At 61.5% G+C, this 17,975-nt stretch carries 19 protein-coding genes and 1 tRNA gene; 12 read left to right on the top strand and 8 right to left on the bottom strand.

Features of this window, described 5'->3' with window-relative positions:
- The 5 genes from B4E36_RS03835 to B4E36_RS03855 form a co-directional block, all read left to right on the top strand.
- A partial coding sequence (locus tag B4E36_RS03835) for a glutamate synthase-related protein (RefSeq protein WP_345900004.1) occupies positions 1–1,629 on the top strand: 1,629 nt, incomplete at its 5' end.
- A gap of 59 nt (positions 1,630–1,688) precedes the next feature.
- Complete coding sequence (locus tag B4E36_RS03840; RefSeq protein ID WP_292053594.1) at positions 1,689–2,012, top strand: heavy metal-binding domain-containing protein; 324 nt, start codon at positions 1,689–1,691, stop codon at positions 2,010–2,012.
- Positions 2,013–2,025: 13 nt separating this feature from the next.
- A complete protein-coding gene (locus B4E36_RS03845; protein WP_292053590.1) occupies positions 2,026–3,480 on the top strand; it encodes a glutamate synthase subunit beta in 1,455 nt (484 codons plus the stop codon).
- A 155-nt stretch (positions 3,481–3,635) separates the two neighbouring features.
- Positions 3,636–4,523, top strand: a complete 888-nt coding sequence (gene galU, locus B4E36_RS03850; RefSeq protein ID WP_018064847.1) for a UTP--glucose-1-phosphate uridylyltransferase GalU — start codon at positions 3,636–3,638, stop codon at positions 4,521–4,523.
- 66 nt (positions 4,524–4,589) lie between these two features.
- On the top strand, positions 4,590–5,582 hold the full coding sequence (locus B4E36_RS03855) for a KpsF/GutQ family sugar-phosphate isomerase (protein ID WP_292053587.1): 993 nt from the start codon (positions 4,590–4,592) through the stop codon (positions 5,580–5,582).
- 5 nt (positions 5,583–5,587) lie between these two features.
- Here the strand turns inward: B4E36_RS03855 and B4E36_RS03860 are convergent, their stop codons facing one another.
- Positions 5,588–6,094 carry a disulfide bond formation protein B gene (locus tag B4E36_RS03860; RefSeq protein ID WP_292053585.1) on the bottom strand — a complete coding sequence of 169 codons (507 nt, stop codon included), beginning with the start codon at positions 6,092–6,094 and terminating at the stop codon, positions 5,588–5,590.
- Positions 6,095–6,145: 51 nt separating this feature from the next.
- On the bottom strand, positions 6,146–6,727 hold the full coding sequence (locus B4E36_RS03865; protein WP_292053582.1) for a YqaA family protein: 582 nt from the start codon (positions 6,725–6,727) through the stop codon (positions 6,146–6,148).
- A 171-nt stretch (positions 6,728–6,898) separates the two neighbouring features.
- Between B4E36_RS03865 and B4E36_RS03870 the strand changes: the two genes are divergently transcribed.
- A tRNA-Leu gene (locus tag B4E36_RS03870) sits at positions 6,899–6,983 on the top strand.
- Between the two features lie 56 nt (positions 6,984–7,039).
- On the opposite strand, the gene B4E36_RS03875 is transcribed toward B4E36_RS03870, so the two are convergent.
- Positions 7,040–8,764: a CHASE domain-containing protein gene (locus B4E36_RS03875; RefSeq protein ID WP_292053580.1), complete on the bottom strand. Its 1,725-nt coding sequence runs from the start codon at positions 8,762–8,764 to the stop codon at positions 7,040–7,042.
- 278 nt (positions 8,765–9,042) lie between these two features.
- On the opposite strand from B4E36_RS03875, the gene B4E36_RS03880 reads away from it, so the two are divergent.
- Positions 9,043–9,243 (top strand): CsbD family protein, encoded by a 201-nt coding sequence (locus tag B4E36_RS03880; protein WP_018064842.1) that lies wholly within the window; start codon positions 9,043–9,045, stop codon positions 9,241–9,243.
- A 128-nt stretch (positions 9,244–9,371) separates the two neighbouring features.
- Here the strand turns inward: B4E36_RS03880 and B4E36_RS03885 are convergent, their stop codons facing one another.
- Positions 9,372–9,536, bottom strand: coding sequence for a DUF1328 domain-containing protein (locus B4E36_RS03885; protein WP_018064841.1), 165 nt, complete (start codon positions 9,534–9,536; stop codon positions 9,372–9,374).
- A gap of 111 nt (positions 9,537–9,647) precedes the next feature.
- Entirely contained in the window at positions 9,648–10,442 is a 795-nt protein-coding gene (locus B4E36_RS03890) for a response regulator (protein WP_018064840.1), read from the bottom strand.
- Positions 10,443–10,612: 170 nt separating this feature from the next.
- On the opposite strand from B4E36_RS03890, the gene B4E36_RS03895 reads away from it, so the two are divergent.
- Both B4E36_RS03895 and B4E36_RS03900 read left to right on the top strand, forming a co-directional pair.
- On the top strand, positions 10,613–10,807 hold the full coding sequence (locus B4E36_RS03895) for a NepR family anti-sigma factor (RefSeq protein ID WP_414673726.1): 195 nt from the start codon (positions 10,613–10,615) through the stop codon (positions 10,805–10,807).
- The gene (locus B4E36_RS03900) at positions 10,804–11,379 is read left to right on the top strand and encodes an RNA polymerase sigma factor (RefSeq protein WP_018064838.1); all 576 of its coding nucleotides are present in this window, start codon (positions 10,804–10,806) and stop codon (positions 11,377–11,379) included. Before B4E36_RS03895 ends, B4E36_RS03900 begins: the two co-directional genes overlap by 4 nt.
- 120 nt (positions 11,380–11,499) lie before the next feature.
- Here B4E36_RS03900 and B4E36_RS03905 read toward each other — a convergent pair whose 3' ends face one another.
- Positions 11,500–12,714 carry a ubiquinone biosynthesis hydroxylase gene (locus B4E36_RS03905; protein WP_414673727.1) on the bottom strand — a complete coding sequence of 405 codons (1,215 nt, stop codon included), beginning with the start codon at positions 12,712–12,714 and terminating at the stop codon, positions 11,500–11,502.
- Between the two features lie 99 nt (positions 12,715–12,813).
- Here B4E36_RS03905 and tesB point away from each other — a divergent pair, with 99 nt between their 5' ends.
- The 3 genes from tesB (at position 12,814) to amt (ending at position 15,749) form a co-directional block, all read left to right on the top strand.
- Positions 12,814–13,710, top strand: coding sequence for an acyl-CoA thioesterase II (gene tesB / locus B4E36_RS03910; protein ID WP_292053572.1), 897 nt, complete (start codon positions 12,814–12,816; stop codon positions 13,708–13,710).
- Positions 13,711–14,041: 331 nt separating this feature from the next.
- Positions 14,042–14,392, top strand: a complete 351-nt coding sequence (locus B4E36_RS03915; protein WP_018064835.1) for a P-II family nitrogen regulator — start codon at positions 14,042–14,044, stop codon at positions 14,390–14,392.
- A gap of 22 nt (positions 14,393–14,414) precedes the next feature.
- On the top strand, positions 14,415–15,749 hold the full coding sequence (amt, locus tag B4E36_RS03920; RefSeq protein WP_292053566.1) for an ammonium transporter: 1,335 nt from the start codon (positions 14,415–14,417) through the stop codon (positions 15,747–15,749).
- Between the two features lie 873 nt (positions 15,750–16,622).
- Here the strand turns inward: amt and B4E36_RS03925 are convergent.
- Positions 16,623–17,180: an HNH endonuclease gene (locus tag B4E36_RS03925; protein WP_292053563.1), complete on the bottom strand. Its 558-nt coding sequence runs from the start codon at positions 17,178–17,180 to the stop codon at positions 16,623–16,625.
- Between the two features lie 115 nt (positions 17,181–17,295).
- Positions 17,296–17,940: a DNA-3-methyladenine glycosylase family protein gene (locus B4E36_RS03930; RefSeq protein ID WP_292053561.1), complete on the bottom strand. Its 645-nt coding sequence runs from the start codon at positions 17,938–17,940 to the stop codon at positions 17,296–17,298.
- Positions 17,941–17,975 lie beyond the last annotated feature (35 nt).

Consider the following 17,975-nt stretch of genomic DNA (forward strand, 5'->3'; position numbering starts at 1 on the left):
TCGCCGCCGCCGCACCACGATATCTATTCGATCGAGGATCTGGCGCAGCTGATCTACGACCTCAAGAACGTCAACCCGACGGCCGATGTCTCGGTCAAGCTGGTGTCGGAAGTGGGCGTCGGCACGGTGGCCGCCGGCGTTGCCAAGGCGCGCGCCGACCACATCACAATCTCTGGCTTCGACGGCGGCACGGGCGCATCCCCGCTGACCTCGCTGAAGCATGCCGGCAGTCCCTGGGAAATCGGCCTTGCCGAAACCCAGCAGACGCTGGTGCTGAACGGGCTCCGCTCGCGCATCGCGCTGCAGGTCGATGGCGGGCTGAAGACCGGCCGCGACGTGCTGATCGGCGCCATGCTCGGCGCCGACGAGTTCGGCTTCTCGACCGCGCCGCTGATCGCGGCCGGCTGCATCATGATGCGCAAGTGCCATCTCAACACCTGCCCGGTGGGCGTTGCGACCCAGGATCCGGTCTTGAGGAAGCGCTTCAAGGGCGCGCCGGAACACGTCGTCAACTACTTCTTCTTCGTGGCCGAAGAGCTGCGCGAGCTGCTGGCCGAACTCGGCTTCACCAGCCTCAACGACGTTATCGGCGCTGTCGAACTGCTCGACAAGGACGAGGCGATCGCCCACTGGAAGTCGAAGGGTCTCGATTTCTCGAAGATCTTCCACAAGGTCGATGCGCCCAAGGAAGCGACCTTCTGGACCGAGCGCCAGAAGCACCCGATCGACGACATTCTCGACCGCAAGTTGATCGCCGAAGCGATGCCGGCGTTGGAGAACAAGGAAAAGGTCGTCATCGAGACCACGATCAAGAACGTCGACCGCTCCGCCGGCGCGATGCTCTCCGGCGAGGTCGCCAAGCGCTGGAACGAGAAGGGCCTGAAGGAAGACACGATCACGGTCAAGCTCACGGGCACGGCCGGCCAGTCCTTCGGCGCGTTCCTTGCAAACGGCGTCACCTTCGATCTCGTCGGCGACGGCAACGACTATGTTGGCAAGGGGCTTTCCGGCGGCAAGATCATCATCCGTCCGCCGGAAAACACGCCGATCGTGCCTGAGGAATCGATCATTGTCGGCAATACCGTGCTGTACGGCGCGACCGCCGGCGAATGCTATTTCCACGGCGTTGCCGGCGAACGGTTTGCGGTGCGTAACTCCGGTGCCGCCGCCGTGGTCGAAGGCGTCGGCGACCATGGCTGCGAATACATGACCGGCGGCATCGTCGTCGTGCTCGGCCAGACCGGCCGCAACTTCGCGGCCGGCATGTCGGGCGGCGTGGCCTACGTGCTGGACGAGGATGGCGGCTTTGCCGACCGTTGCAACATGGCCATGGTCATGCTGGAGCCGGTTCCGGAAGAAGACGACATGCTCGAAAAGCTGCACCACCATGGCGGCGACATCATGCACAAGGGCCGCGTCGACGTGTCCGGCGACATGACCCGTCATGATGAGGAGCGCCTCGTGCGCCTGATCACCAACCACCTGCTCTACACCGGTTCCGGCCGCGCCAAGGCGATCCTGGATGACTGGGCGCATTACCGCCCGATGTTCCGCAAGGTCATGCCGGTCGAATATCGCCGCGCTCTGGAAGAGATGGAACGCATGCGCATGGGCGTGGCGGCGGAGTGATCCGCATTGGTTCCGGCGCGCCGTAGGTGACGCCGGACCGCGGGAAAGGGAGCTTCTCAATGCTGATAACCACCACAAACACGCTCGAGGGCCATAAAATCGTTGCCTATAAAGGCATCGTCACGGGCGAGACTATCCTTGGCACCAATATCTTCCGGGATTTCATGGCCGGTATCCGCGATATCGTCGGCGGGCGCTCGGCGGCCTATGAAGCCTCGCTGCGCGAGGCGCGCGAAACCGCCTATGCGGAGATGGAACATCAGGCGGAACGGCTCGGCGCCAATGCCGTCATCGGGGTCGATCTCGACTACGAAAACATTACCTCCGATCGTGGAACCATGCTGATGGTATCGGTTTCCGGCACTGCGGTCGTCATCGAGTAATTCAGGGAAAGTCATGGGTAAAGTTACAGGTTTCATGGAAATCGACCGGCAGGTCGCCAAGTATCAGCCGGCCTCCGATCGCATCCGTCATTTCCGCGAATTCACCATCCCGATGTCGGACCCCGAGGTGCAGAAGCAGGCCGCCCGCTGCATGGATTGCGGCATCCCCTATTGCCATGGCCCGACCGGCTGTCCGATCCACAACCAGATCCCGGACTGGAACGATCTGGTCTATAACGGCAACTGGAAAGAGGCGATCGCCAACCTGCACTCGACCAACAATTTCCCGGAATTCACCGGTCGCGTCTGCCCGGCGCCTTGTGAGGAAGCCTGCACGCTGAACCTCGAGGATATTCCGGTAGCGATCAAGACGGTCGAGCAGGCGATTGCCGACAAGGCCTATGAGCTGGGCTATATCGTGCCGCAGCCGGCAACGGTGAAGACCGGCAGGAAGGTCGCCGTCATCGGCTCCGGGCCGGCCGGCATGTCGGCCGCCCAGCAGCTTGGCCGCGCCGGCCACGAGGTTCACGTCTACGAGCGCGAATCCAAGCCCGGCGGCCTGCTGCGCTACGGCATTCCGGATTTCAAGATGGAAAAGAACTTCATCGACCGCCGCGTCGAACAGATGCGCGGCGAGGGCGTCGAATTTCACTGCGGCGTCAATGTCGGCGTCGATGTGACCGTCGACCAGCTTCTTTCCGATTACGATGCCGTGCTCTACTGCGGCGGCTCGGAAACGCCGCGCGCCTCCGGCATCGGCGGCGACGAATTGCACGGCGTCTATGACGCGATGCCGTTCCTGGTGCAGCAGAACCGCCGTGTCGGGCGCGAGAACATCGACAGCACCGGCTGGCCGTCGGAGCCGATCCTTGCCGGCGGCAAGCATGTGGTGGTCGTCGGCGGCGGCGATACCGCCTCCGACTGCGTCGGCACCGCCTTCCGCCAGGGCGCGGTCAAGGTCACCCAGCTCGATATCCGCCCGCAGCCGCCGGAGAAGGAAGACAAGCTCGCCGTCTGGCCATTCTGGGCCACCAAGATGCGCACCTCGTCCTCGCAGGCGGAAGGCGCGGTGCGCGAGTTCCAGGTGGCGACGCTCGAATTCGTCGGCGAGGATGGCGTGCTCACCGGTGTGAAATGCTGCCATGTGGACGAAAAGCGCAAGCCGATCCCCGGCACCGAATTTGTCATAAAGGCCGATCTCGCCTTCATCGCCATCGGTTTCCGCGGCCCGTTCAAGAGCGGCGTGCTTGCCGATCTCGAGGGCCGGCTGACGCTCAACACCGACAGCCGCGGCTCGGTCAACGTCGTGGCCAGCGACAGCGATTACAAGACCTCGGTCGACAAGTTCTGGACGGCCGGTGACGTGCGCCGCGGCCAGTCGCTGGTGGTCTGGGCGATCCGCGAGGGCCGGCAGGCAGCGCGCGCCATCGACGAGGCGCTGATGGGCGAGACCCTGCTGCCGCGGTGATGCCGCAGGTCCGCTCCCGGTAGCGGGCTGACCTTTTTTGATAAATTTATGCGAGGGGCGGCGGCTTGATTGCGCTGCCCCTTGTCTCTTGCTAGACCTGTACAATATTGCCAGAGTTCATTCATTTTCGATGATTGTCTATAAAGGAGAGCGGCTTGGCTCAGCATAAGAAGGTTCGCAAGGCAGTGCTTCCGGTCGCGGGGCTGGGGACGCGGTTTCTTCCCGCCACCAAGGTTGTGCCGAAGGAAATGTTGCCGGTGGTCGACAAGCCGATCATCCAGTATGTCGTTGATGAGGCGATCGAGGCGGGGATCGAGCATTTCGTGTTCGTCACCGGCCGCAACAAGAACGTCATCGAGGATTATTTCGATATCCAGTACGAGCTGGAATCGACGCTGAAGGCCCGCAACAAGAATGCCGAACTGAGCCTGCTTTCGAGCCTTCTGCCCAAGGCCGGCACCTCCACCTTCACCCGCCAGCAGGAGCCCCATGGCCTCGGCCACGCGGTCTGGTGCGCGCGCGAGATCGTCGGCCACGACCCGTTCGCCCTGATCCTGCCGGATATGGTGATGGATGCGGAGACGCCCTGCCTGAAGGGCATGATGGATGTCTACGAAGTCGCCGGCGGCAATGTCGTCTCCGTCGAGGAATGCGATCCCGAACAGGCGCATAAATACGGCATTGTCGGCGTTGGCGAGGCGATCGGCAGCGGCTTCAGGATCACCGAAATGGTGGAGAAGCCGGAAAAGGGCACCGCGCCGTCGAATTATTTCATCAACGGCCGCTACATCCTGCAGCCGGAAATCTTCCCGATCCTGGGCAAGACCGCGCGCGGCGCGGGCAACGAGATCCAGCTTACCGACGGCATGCTGACCCTCGCCAAGGAACAGGATTTCTACGGCTACAAGTTCGACGGCCAGACCTTCGACTGCGGCTCCAAGGAAGGCTTCATCATCGCCAATGTGGCGCTCGCCCTGAAGCGCGACGATATCCGTCCGAAGGTGGAGAACGAGCTGAAGGCGCTGATTGCTGCATTGAAGTAGCCTCAATTGCGCCACCCCCAAAACCATTCTATTGATTGCATCCGGCAAAGGCGCTAACAGCGTGGCATGGCGGATGTGAATGAAAATGCTTTGGGAGAGGCGGCCCTTTCGGGGCTGAGGACGCTCGAGTTTGAGCGCAAGGGTCTGGAGGCCCTGTCGGCGGCGCTCGGCAACGGGCTGGCCGAGCCGTTCGAAAAGGCCGTGGCGCTGCTCAGGCAGACGGCGGGGCATGTGATCGTCTCGGGCGTTGGCAAGAGCGGCCATGTCGGCACCAAGATCGCCGCCACCTTCGCCTCCACCGGCACGCCGGCCTTCTTCGTGCATCCCGCCGAAGCCAATCACGGCGATATGGGCATGATCTCCCAGAAGGACGCCGTGCTCGCCCTGTCGTGGAGCGGCGAGAGCACCGAGCTGACGGCGCTGGTCGCCTATACCCGGCGTTTCGCCATTCCGCTGATCGCGATCACCTCGGGCCGCCAATCCTCGCTGGCGCTGGCGGCAGATATCGTGCTTGATCTGCCGAAGGCGGAGGAAGCCTGCCCGCACGGGCTCGCCCCCACGACCTCCACTACCATGCAGCTCGCGCTGGGCGATGCGCTCGCGATCGCGCTTCTGGAGGCGCGCGGCTTCTCCGCCGTCGATTTCAAGATCTATCATCCGGGCGGCAAGCTCGGCGCGCTGCTCTCCCACGTTGCCGATATCATGCATGTCGGGGATGAGGTGCCGCTGGTGCCCGCCGGCACGCCGCTGCCGGAGGCGATCATGGTGCTGTCGCAGCGCCGTTTCGGCTGCGTCGGCGTGCTGACGGAGGATGGACGGCTCGCCGGCATCATCACCGACGGCGATCTCGCCCGCAATCTTGCCCGCGACATGAGCAAGCTTGCCGTGGAAGACGTGATGACCTCTGCGCCGAAGACGGTCGGCAAGACCATGCTGGTCTCCGCTGCCATGGCGCTTCTGCAAAAGCACAATATTTCCGCGCTGATGGTTGTCGACGAGAACAACCGCCCGCTCGGCATCGTCCATTTCCACGATTTCCTGCGGATCGGCGCCGCCTGAGCGGCCTATTTGCCGCGCGCACCCCAAAGCGCGATTGCCGCGATCGCCAGGCTTGCGACCACGTTCCAGCCGGCGAAGGATAGGCCGAGCACGCGCAGCGCTGCCTCGTCGCATTTCGGGCCGGTGACGCTGTTGAGATCACCGAGCAGGTCCATGGCGTTGGTGGTGACGCCAGCCATCGAGCCCGAGCAATCGGAGGGTCCGGCCCACCAGTGCCATTCGACGCCGGCGTGATAGACGCCCATGACCATGCCCCAGACCATCAGTCCAGCAATGACGAGAAGCGCCAGCCTTGCGACAAGGCGCGGCAGGCCGAAGCGCCAGGCGAGAAGACCGAGAATGCCGACCGGCACGCCGATATAGTAGGGATTGCGCTCCAGAAGGCAGAGATGGCAGGGGATATAGCCGCCGAGATGCTCGAAGCCGAGCGCCGTCCCGACCGTGACGGCCATGGCGAGCGTCGACAGCGTCAGGCTGATCGGAATGCGAGAGAAGGAAGAGCGCGCGGTCATGAAACCCTCTTGAAGCGCGGCCGGAACAGCGCCGATACGCGCGAAATTGATCTAGAATACATATTTGACCAGATAGAACCCGCCCGCCAGAAGAATGACGAATGCGGTGAAAAGAAGTCCGAGATATTTCTCGATGAAATCGCGGATCGGCGGGCCGTAGCGGTTGAGCAGCCAGGCGATCAGAAAGAACCGGAACGACCGCCCGATCACGCTGACCAGCAGGAAGATGCCGAAGTTGAGGCCCGTGGCGCCGGAAAAAAGCGTCAGCACCTTGTAGGGGAAGGGCGTGATGGCGGCAAACAGCACGCCCCAACCGCCCCAGGTGTTGTACCATTCGGCCACCCGATCGAACGAATCCTGCTTGCCGTAGAAATCGAGGATCGGGCGGGCAACCTGCTCGAACAGGAACATGCCGATCAGATAGCCGGCGATCGCGCCGAGTATCGAAGCCAGCGTGCAGATCAGCGCGATTCGGAACCATTTCGCCGGCCGGGCGATCACCATCGGGATCAGCAACACGTCCGGCGGGATCGGAAAGAACGAGCTTTCGGCGAATGATATCCCGAAAAGAACGCGTTCGGCATTGCGGTTGGCGGCAAGCGAAAGCGTCCAGTTGTAAAGTCTGCGTAGCATGGATCGTCCGGGGTTGATTTGCGTCGCCGGAGAATGCTGTCTTCGGCCCGTCATGTCCATCACTCAAGAGCCGCATGGCTCAAATTTGTGCATGCCCGGCGTCAGAAGCGTGTTGACGGCCGGCCCGATCTCCTTATATTCCGCCATGCCTGCCTTCAGACGAGGCAAAGGGCCCCTTTGGCGGAACTGGTAGACGCGCCTGACTCAAAATCAGGTTCCGAAAGGAGTGCTGGTTCGATTCCGGCAAGGGGCACCATCTTTCCCGCACATCGCTGATCCGAAACGCGGCACCAATCGGTCCCGCGCAGCGGCTCACTCGCCCTTCTTTTCCGCCAGCCGCGCGCGGCGGGTGCGGCGCCAGCGGGAGCGGCGCGGCGCTGTGCGCTTGGTGGGGTTCGGGAAGATGATTTCGATCTTCAGGCCGTCCTCGCCGTACTGGCGGTCGATCGTGCCGCTCAGCTCGCCGATAATGTTGGCGTCGATCAGGCGGGTGCCGAAGCCCTTGCGTTCCGGCGGCGCGACGGGGCCGGCACCGGTTTCCTCCCATATCAGCTTCAGCTTGCGCTCGGCGCCTGTGCCCTGAAAGCTCCACGAGACCTTCAGGCCCGCGCCATCGCCCGACATGCCGCCATATTTGAGCGCGTTGGTGGCCAGTTCATGGAAGGTGAGGCTGAAGGCCTGGGTCGCCTTCTCGTCGATCTCCGCGCTCGGGCCGTAGACCTCGTAATGCGATTCACCATTGCCGAACACCTGCTCCAGTTCCTTGTTCAGCAGCTCCTTCAGGTCGGCGCGCTGCCAGCGCGAACGGGTCAGCACATCCTGCGCCGTCGACATGGCCTGAAGTCGGGCGGAATAGGATTCGACGAACTGCTCGAGGCTTTCGGAGTGGTGGGCGGTCTGGCGGGCGATCGCGAGCATGCGGGCGATCGAATTCTTGATCCGGTGCTTCATCTCCTGCAGCATCAGCTCGCGTTCCTGCAGGGATTTCTCGGTTACGCGCTGAACCTCGCGGGCCGCGGCCAGCGCCTTGATCTGCCATTGCGCGGCAAGAGCGAGGGCGACCGCCAGCAGCAGCGCCACGCAGCCGACGACAAAGGGTGTGATGTCGAAGGCGGCCTTCTCGAATGCCGCGCTCGGCGTCATCTCCAGCACCCACGTCCTGCCGGCGATATCGACCTCACGGGACGAGGTGAGCGCGCTGCGCTCCAATGCGGCATCATAGGTCACGGATTCGAACAGCGGAATCTCGGGCGCATCCTTGTCGTAGGCGTGGATGGCCACGGGCAGCGCCGGCGAGGCGTTCATCACCGCGCGATAGAGATCGCCGGCGCGAAAGGGCGCATAGATAAACCCGGAAAGCGGCAGATTGCCGTCCGCATTGTTCTCGCCGCGATCCATCTTGAACGGCAAATAGAGCAGGAAGCCGGCCTGCTTGTTCTCGGTGATTTCCTGCACCAGTTCCACGGGGCCGCTGGCGCGCGGCGTATCGCTGGCAAAGGCCTTGGCCATGGCGTCGCGGCGTACCGGATCGCTGTACATGTCGTAGCCGATGGCGGCGCGGTTGCGCTCATTGTCCGGCTCCAGCAGCACCACCGCGGCGCGATAATCCTGGTCGGTTTCGGGCCATATCGGGTGGTTCTCACCATAGGCCCGACCGATCATCTCCTCGGCGCGGCCCTCGTTTCCGGCATAGACCATCCGGGCGAAGCCGATGCCCTGGATGCCGTCATAGCGCCCTTCGGTATCCAGACCGCCGACATAGGTGCGGAAGGCGGAGCGGTCGATATTGCCGTCGGTTGCCTCGAAGAACGCCTTGGTCGCCTCCAGGAGCGACATGTGCTGGTAGAAACGGTTGACGATCCGGTCGGTGGCGTCGCCCGCCACGACCTCGAACTTGGCGCGCCGCTCGACCTCGGACGCCCGGTAGATCGAAAACGACATGCCGATGCCGATAATGGCAACCACCAGAAACACCAGCGCGGGGAGGATGCGGCTGATGGTCGAAACAGTGCCGTTGTCTGCCTTGTCGAATCGCATGTCTTCTTCACAGCCCGACCGGCTTCCAGCCGGCCAATTTCACTCACACGCGCCAAGAAAGTGAAACGACTTCGGTTATTCGCGAATATGTGCCGAAAGAAGCACGTGACCGATGAAGCATTTGATTCATTTTGCTTGTGCGCACCGGCACTCAGTGCCTGCGTTCGTACATTCCTGTTTTTCGGAGGCTTGTCAATCTTCGACGATGGTATGGAACTGCCGGATCGGGTGGCGCGTTGATTGGGCATAGTGAAAGCTAAGCTGAAAGGAGCAGGCTTATGAATTGGGACCGTATCGAAGGCAACTGGAAGCAGTTTACCGGCGAAGTGCAGGCCCGTTGGGGCAAGCTGACCAATGACGACCTCGATGTCGTTGCCGGCAACCGCGAAAAGCTCGTGGGCAAGATCCAGGAGCGCTACGGCAAGGAGCGCGACGAGGCCGAACGCGATGTCGATAGCTGGATGAACAGTTCGCACTGATATCGCGATTTGAAAGTTTGAAGGGCGGGAGCGCCAAGGCGCTCTCGCCCTTTTTTGTTCGCTAAAACAAGACAACAAAAAAACGGACCGCCAATAGGCGGCCCGCTTTCGGGAGGGGAAACTCGGTTCTATCGGCTTCGCGCGAAGTTCACGATGACCGCGACTGCGAAGAACAGCAGAAACAGAAAGAACAGAATCTGCGCGATACCTGCTGAGGCGCCGGCAATGCCGCCGAAACCGAGTGCGGCAGCGACCAGGGCTATCACCAGGAAAACAACGGCATAGTAAAGCATGGACATTCTCCTTGTGTTTGTAGAGGGAAAACGCCCGAGCGCCACCGGAGTTCCGGTTCCAATGAAAAAGGGCGGCCGGAGCCGCCCTCATGCTTACGGAAGTTTTAAGGCTCAAGCAGCCTGTTCGTGATGTTCCTGGAAAAACAGTGCCTGGCTGATCAGCGCCTTGACCATGTCGGGGTTGAACGGCTTGGTGACCAGGAAGGTCGGCTCCGGACGTTCGCCGGTTAGAAGCCTTTCCGGAAATGCGGTGATGAAGATCACCGGCAACGATTCGGTGGCAAGGATATCGTTGACCGCATCGATGCCCGAGCTGCCATCGGCAAGCTGGATATCGGCGAGCACCATGCGCGGGCGCGAGGATTTGAAAAGGTCGACGGCTTCGGCGTGGGTGCGCGCGATGCCGGTGACGCGGTGGCCCAGACTTTCCACCATCTGTTCGATATCCATGGCGATCAGCGGTTCGTCCTCGATGATCATGATATCGGTCGCCACCTGGCGCGCGATTTCCGAAGAGGCCTCATCGATGAGGTTGGAAACGCTGTCGCTCTCGACGTCCAGAATCTGGGCGGTTTCCTCGTGGGAGAAGTTTTCGAGCGAGATCAGCAAAAAGGCCTGGCGGGGCTTGGCCGGCAGCGCCATGAGATTGGCTGCGGCCCGCTTTTCCCAGGAAAAGGGCGATTCGATTTCCTCGATTTCGATCGTTGTGGAACTGAAAAGCTGAGAGAAGAGTTTATAGAGCGAGACTTTATCGTCGCCGTCCTCCGGAAAGAGCGAAACGTCTTCAATCAGCGTTTCGAGTACGGCGGCAACATAGGCGTCGCCCGATGTCTGGGAGCCGGTAACGGCACGTGCGTAACGCCTGAGGTAGGGTAGATGGGCGGCGATACGTGTTGAAAGCGACATGTCTGGTAGTCTCCTGCCTCGATAGGTCGTTGCGGGTATCTCTTTTAGAGCATTCCTCAAGAAGCAAGAATGCGGGAGACGAAAAAAAGTTCCCGAAGAGCGGAACATTTTATTTTGGGCCGCGTTTTCGGCTTGAATGGAATCGTTGGAATGTAGCGAGGCGAAAGCTGGTGAAGAACAATAGCGACCTTGAACAAGGTACGAACATGCCCGGTACGGCCAAGAGTCCCGAAGAGGCGATCAGCAGACGCCTCAAGGCTCTCTACAATGCTGTCGAACAGGAGGAAATCCCGGATCGGTTTCTCGATCTTCTCGAGCGTCTGGACGCGGCCGAGGCCGCATCCGCGCCCAGAAAAAAGGGGTGATCGCCGTGGCAACAGTCGAAGATACGAGTTTCAAGCGGGATATGCTGAAGACGGTGCCCAGCCTGCGCGCCTTCGCCGTCTCGCTCTGCGGCCATCAGGATCTCGCCGACGATCTGGTTCAGGACACGATCATGAAGGCCTGGGCCAAGCAGGACAGCTTTGCCGCGGGCACCAATATCAAGGCCTGGCTGTTCACCATCCTGCGCAACGAGTTCTACAGCCAGATGCGCAAGAGCGGTCGTGAAATCCAGGATTCCGACAATGTCTTCACCGAGCGGCTTTCCACCCATCCCGCGCAATATGGCGCGATGGACCTGAGGGACTTCCGCGAGGCGCTGAACAAGCTGCCGAGCGATCAGCGCGAGGCGATCATTCTGGTCGGCGCGTCGGGCTTTTCCTATGAAGAGGCGGCCGAAATCTGCCATTGCGCGATCGGCACGATCAAGAGCCGGATTGCCCGCGCCCGCGGCAAGCTGCAGGAATTGCTGGACATTACCGGCGAAACCGAATTCGGTCCGGACGCAAATTCGGCAAGCGTGGTCAGCCGCGCCTTCGTGTCGCGTCCGGGCTGAGACCGAGCGCAAACCTGATACTGCAAAGGGCCGGTCACTGACCGGCCCTTTCGATTTTGTCAGCTTTGATGCTGCGTCCTGAAGGGGTGCAGGCTTGAGAACCAAGCCGCCCCGCCTTGCTCAGAGCGGCTCGCCGGCCAGAAGTTTCGGCAGGTCTCGAGCCGTCCGGCCTGAGGCTTCCTCGATGAAATAGCGTTTCAGCCGGGGCATGCGATCGACCACGCCGAGGCCAAAATCACGGGCCATGCGCAACGGGCCGATATCGTTGGAAAACAGCCGGTTCAGCACATCGGTGGTCATGCCCATGCGCACCGTGTCGAACCGCCGCCAGCGCTGATAGCGCTCCAGCGTGTCGAGCGCGCCGATATCCAGGCCATTGCGATCCGCCTCGACGATGGTCTGGGCAAGGGCCGCGACATCCTTGAAGCCGAGATTGAGACCCTGGCCCGAAATCGGATGGATGCCATGGGCTGCGTCGCCTGCCAGCGCCAGCCGCGGCGCGATGAACGAGCGCGACAGCGTGAGGCCCAGCGGAAAGGCGCGCCTGCCGCCGGCCAGCGTGAGTTTGCCGAGATGATGCCCGAAGCGGCGCTCCAGCTCGGCCTCGAACACCATGTCGTCGCTGTCGACAAGGCGTTGGGCATCTTCCGTGCGCTCTGTCCAGACCAGCGAGGAACGGTTACCGGTCAGCGGCAGGATGGCGAAGGGCCCCGCCGGCAGGAAATGCTCTTCCGCCCGGCCGTTATGCGGGCGTTCATGGGCGACGGTGGTGACGATGCCGGACTGGCCATAGTCGAATTTGACCGTCTTGATGCCGGCCATGTCGCGCAGCCGTGAGCGCACGCCGTCGCAGGCAACCACCAGCCGCGTTGCGATCTCCTCGCCGTCGGCAAGGGTGAGTTTCGCATGTCCGCCCTCGGCCGAAAAATCGGTCACGGCGGCGTCGTGGCGGATCGTGATGCCGAGCGTGTCGGCCGCCCGGCGCAGCGCCCTGACCATCGCGACATTCGGGATCATGTAGGCGAAGGGGTCGCTCGCCGCACCGCGTTCGCCGAAGGTGAGGAACACCGGCTTGACCGGCTCGCCGGTCTCCGAATCGGTGACGATCATCTCATTGATCGGCTGGGCGTGATCCTTGATCTCGTCCCACAGTTCCAGCGTTTTCAGCATGTTGATCGCGGCTGCGATAATGGCCGAGGCGCGCTCGTCCTTTTCCCAGACATGTTCCGGGGCCGCCTCCATCAGCTCGATCTCGAGGTGGGGCGCCGCTTTCTTGACCGCGACCGCGACCGAGAGCCCGACATAGCCGCCGCCAACGATGACGATATCCTTCATGTCCCGATCCTTCCTGCGTCTCGCCATATCTCGCTCCTTCTCAGCAAAGCTGTTATAGGCCATTGCGATACTCATGGGATATATAGGGACCGCGTTCAAATGTCACAGCCCGGCAATGACCACGGCGGCAAGGCGCTCGCCGCTCTTCTCGATCTCGAGCGGCTCGAGGAGAACCTCTATCGCGGCCAGAGCCCTGCCACCACATGGCAGCGCGTGTTCGGCGGTCAGGTCGTTGCCCAGTCGTTGGTGGCGACCCAGAGAACGGCTCCCGAGGGGCATCTCGTTCACTCGCTCCACGGCTATTTCATGCGTCCCGGCGATACCGAGGTGCCGATCATCTTCCAGGTCGAGCGGTTGCGCGATGGACGCAGCTTTTCCACCCGCAGCGTCCGCGCCATCCAGCACGGCCAGCCGATTTTCATCATGACCGCCTCGTTTCAGGTCGAGGAGGATGGCTTTGAGCATCAGCATGCCATGCCCGATGTTCCGCCGCCTGAAGAGCTGGCGGGGAGCGACATCATGAATGATGCCGAGAATGCGCCGGCTCCGGTGCGCAATTACTGGATGCGAGAGCGGCCGATCGAAATTCGGCCCGTTGACCTCGACAATTTTCTCTGGCGCAAAAAGCCAGGTGGCCAGCAGAATATCTGGATTCGGGCCAATGGTCCGTCGCCGCACGGGCGCGACTATCAGACCGCGTTTCTCGCCTACATGTCGGACATGACCCTGCTCGACGCGACGCTCTATGCGCACCAGAGTTCAGTCTTTTCCGACCGGGTGCAGGCGGCGAGCCTAGACCATGCGGTCTGGTTCCATCGGCCGTTCGAGACTGATGACTGGCTGCTTTATTCGCAGGAAAGTCCTTCGGCAAACGGCGGCCGGGGCTTTGCCCATGGCCGCATCTTCAGCCGCGACGGCACGCTGGTGGCCTCCGTCGCACAGGAAGGCCTGATCCGCATTCGCGATCACGCCTGGCCGTTCTACAAAAAGGCGTAGCCCGGCGCTATGACGCCGAAGAGGATGAAAATGCCCATATTGCGCGCATGCTGGGCTTTCTGATTGACGGCCTGAGAGGGCGTGTCTGATTCTCATTCCGGCATTTGCATAAAAAAAAGGCAATTGCCAAAAATAACGCACGGAATCGCCGCAACTTTGTGGCGGGCATTTCGTCGCACATATCTTCACGAAAATATCCCATTAATATCAATAATTTGTGACGTCAGTTCCAAACTGGCACGGTCTTTGTATGTCTGCGATAGGCCGCTGACGAATTTCTATTCGAGGGCGGTAAGGAGAACCGGCTTTTCGAAGCTGCGGGTAACAAAGGATGGGAAACCAGATGAAAATTGTGATGGCCATCATAAAGCCGTTCAAGCTGGATGAGGTGCGTGAGGCCCTCACCGCCGTCGGCATTCAGGGCCTGACCGTGACCGAGGTGAAAGGTTACGGCCGGCAGAAGGGGCACACCGAGATCTATCGCGGTACCGAATATGCCGTCAGCTTTCTTCCCAAGCTGAAGATCGAAGTCGCGGTCGCCGCCGATGTGGTCGAAAAAGCTGTCGAGGCGATCGCCTCCTCCGCCAAGACCGGACAGATCGGCGACGGCAAGATCTTTGTCTATTCCATCGAACAGGCCGTGCGCATCCGCACCGGCGAAACCGATTCCGAAGCGCTGTAAATCAGCAGGGGGTAATCAGTCTATGTCTTCCAAACTCAAATATATTGCGGGTTTTGCTGCCCTTGCCGCAGCGACCGCCGCCTTTCCTGCCTTCGCTCAGGAAGAGGCCGCAGAGGCCGTGGTTGAAGTGGCCTCGGGCGCGCCCGCCGCTGATACGGTCGTGATCTTCAACACCATGCTGTTCCTCATCGGCGGCTTCCTGGTCATGTGGATGGCCGCAGGCTTCGCCATGCTGGAAATGGGCCTGGTGCGCAAGAAGAACGCTTCGATGCAGGGCCTGAAGAACATCGCCCTCTATGCGGTCGGCGGTATCATGTTCTGGTTCACCGGCTACAATCTGATGTATACCGGCGTTGACGGCGGTTTCATGGGCTCGTTTGGCCCCTACGTCTTCCCGGGCCCCGGCATGGATGACGGCGCGGCCGGCTATTCGGTTGCCTCCGACTGGTTCTTCCAGATGGTGTTCTGCGCCACCACCGCTTCGATCGTGTCCGGTACCGTTGCCGAGCGCATCAAGTTCTGGCCGTTCATCATCTTCACCGTCATCCTGACCGGTATTCTCTACCCGATCACCGGTTCCTGGCAGTGGGGCGGCGGCTGGCTTTCCGAAATGGGCTTCTCCGACTTCGCCGGTTCGACGCTGGTTCACTCGGTCGGCGGCTGGGCCGCTCTGGCCGGTGCGCTTGTTCTCGGGGCGCGTACGGGCAAATATGCCGCTGACGGCTCCGTTCACCCGATGCCGGGCTCCAACATCCCGCTCGCCGTTCTCGGTACCTTCATCCTGTGGCTCGGCTGGTTCGGCTTCAACGGCGCCTCGCAGCTTGCCATCGGCTCGATTGCGGATGCCGGCGATGTCTCCAAGATCTTCGTCAACACCAACCTGGCCGCTGCGGCCGGCGCCGTTGTCACGATGATCCTGCTGCAGATCGTCTACAAGAAGGTCGACGTCACCATGGTCCTGAACGGCGCGCTCGCCGGTCTGGTCTCGATCACGGCCGAACCGCTGACGCCGTCCGTTCCGGCGGCCCTGTTCATCGGCGGGATCGGCGGCGTGATCGTCATCGTCGTCGTGCCGCTGCTCGACAAGCTGAAGATCGACGACGTCGTCGGCGCGATCCCGGTCCACCTTGTTGCCGGTATCTGGGGTACCTTCATCGTACCGCTGACCAATGACGGCACGTCCTTCGGCACCCAGATTGTCGGTATCGTCGCCATCGGCGCCTTCACCTTCATCGTGTCGTTCGTCATCTGGTTCATCCTCAAGGCCATCATGGGCATCCGTGTCTCGCCGGAGGAGGAAGAGATGGGTCTCGACAAGTCCGAGGTGGGCGTCGAAGCCTATCCGGAATTCATGTGATCCCGACCGGGGCCGTCATGCGGCGACCCCGGACGAGTTCAGCATGCATCGCAGAACCCGCCGGTCAAACCGGCGGGTTCATTATTTTGTGGCGAGGCGAAAGCCGCAGATATCCACGAAGCGTCCGGAAACATGAAGATCGGGAGAGGCGCTGCTTCAAGGGCGTGCTTCGGGCGCGTGCGCCCCGCGCCAAAACCGAATCCGCTGTTTCCTGCCGCGTTGCGGGTAGCCTCTATGCGAGGCTTGAAAGCTTGCCGTGAAAAGAACGGGCACTTCGAAAACGAGCCTGCCCTACTCTGTATTGACCGCACGCATACGTGTAATTTAATGTATGCTTATCGCTGAAGGTGTTGTTGTTCCAAGCGGGCTCAACCCCGGTCGGATGATGTTTCGACCGGATAATCGGCCCGAGCGGGAACTTTCCCGGCCGCGGTTTCGTTCAGCACGAATGTGCATGCCGCGATCGATGATCAAAACTTGTTGTTGTCATGAATGGGTGATTGTTTTTGTGGCTTGTGCCGGATAGGTGAAATACCAAAAAAAGTCCAGGGGAAGGCAGGCGTTAGCTCTGCCGAGTTGGAAACACCGCAAGATTTGGGCTGAATGTGAAAAATCTCAGACTCTTCAAATGTTCCTGTCATCACCCTCTGCGGTTTGGAACGAAAAACTGTTCGTATTGCTTCAGGCCCACGCCGTTCTACAACCGCATACCGTTTTGGGTGGCGCTGATGCTCGTCATCGCGGTGGTGTCACTGCAGTTTTTCGGGCTCGGCTTTGACGAAACGCTGAGCGCAGCCGAATCTGATGCTCCGGCAAGCCAGAACATGGCTGGAGGCCTCTGACTCCTCATTTGCAGGCGCGCAAGGCGCCTGCTTACGGCTCCAGCTCGCTGTCCCAGTAGAGATAGTCCAGCCAGCTTTCATGCAGGTAGTTCGGTGGGAACTGCCGGCCGTTATTGTGCAGGTCCTGCACCGTCGGCTGGAAGGGTTTCTGGAAGGGGATCATGCCGGCCTGTCTGGGCAGACGGGATCCCTTTTTCAGATTGCAGGGCGAGCAGGCCGCGACCACGTTTTCCCACGTGGTTTCGCCGCCGCGACAGCGCGGGATCACGTGGTCGAAGGTCAGTTCCTCGCGGCTGCCGCAATATTGGCACTGAAAGCGGTCGCGCAGGAACACGTTGAAGCGGGTGAAGGCCGGGTGGCGCGAGGGCTTGATATAGGTCTTCAGGCAGACGACGCTCGGCAGCCGCATCGAGAAGCTGGGCGAGGACACGGCCTGATCATACTCGGCGATGATGTTGACACGGTCGAGGAACACGGCCTTGATCGCGTCCTGCCAGGACCAGAGCGACAAGGGGTAATAACTCAGCGGCCTGTAGTCGGCGTTCAGAACGAGCGCCGGCAAGGCCTGAGGCGAGACTGCAATCGTCAAGTTGCTCTCCTGATCGATTCGGCATCTGTCTCCTGTATATTAGGCTCGTTGTTACAGTATTGTGAAGCCTGATTAATCGCCCCGTCTGTTTCGACTGCCAAATACCACAAAAGCCTTATCCCACCGGGAGGACGTCCCTTTTGGTGATCCGCGCGTAGTGCGCCCACAGGATGCGGGCCGCCACCGAACGGTAGGGCCGCCAGTCTCGTGCGAGCGTCCTGAGCGTCGCGGCATCGGGTCGTTCATTGAGCCCGAACGCGTCCGCAGCGGCAATGCGAAGCGCCAGATCGCCGGCCGGAAAGATGTCGACATGGCCGGCGCAGAACATCAGATAGACTTCCGCCGTCCAGACGCCGATGCCGCGATAGGCCGTCAGAAGCGCCAGCGCCTCGTCAGCCGGCAGGGCGTCAAGTGCCGCAAGATCGAGCGTGCCGCCGGCAATCGCCCGTGCGATGCCGTCGAGCGTCGCCTGCTTGGCGCGGGTCAGGCCGATGCCGGCATGGGCCTCGGGCGAAAGCGCCAGATAGGTCTCGGCCGTCAGCGGGTCGCAGGCGGCGCGAAGTCGCGCGAAGATCGCGGCGGCCGCCTGTTTGGAAATCATCTGGCCTGCCACCACCTCCGAAAGCCCGGCAAAACCCGAAGGCAGCAGGCGAAGCGGAATTTTGGGGCAGGTCGCGACAAGGCCGGCAAGCAGGGGCGCATCCGCGCAAAGGCCCGCAAGCGCCGTTTGCAGGTCATCGCCATTGCGCAGCCGCTCCATCCGCCTTACCCCTTATACCAAGGACCGATGATTAG

It is taken from the genome of Martelella sp. UBA3392 (assembly GCF_002358775.1).
GTDB classification, from domain to species: Bacteria; Pseudomonadota; Alphaproteobacteria; order Rhizobiales; family Rhizobiaceae; genus Martelella; species Martelella mediterranea.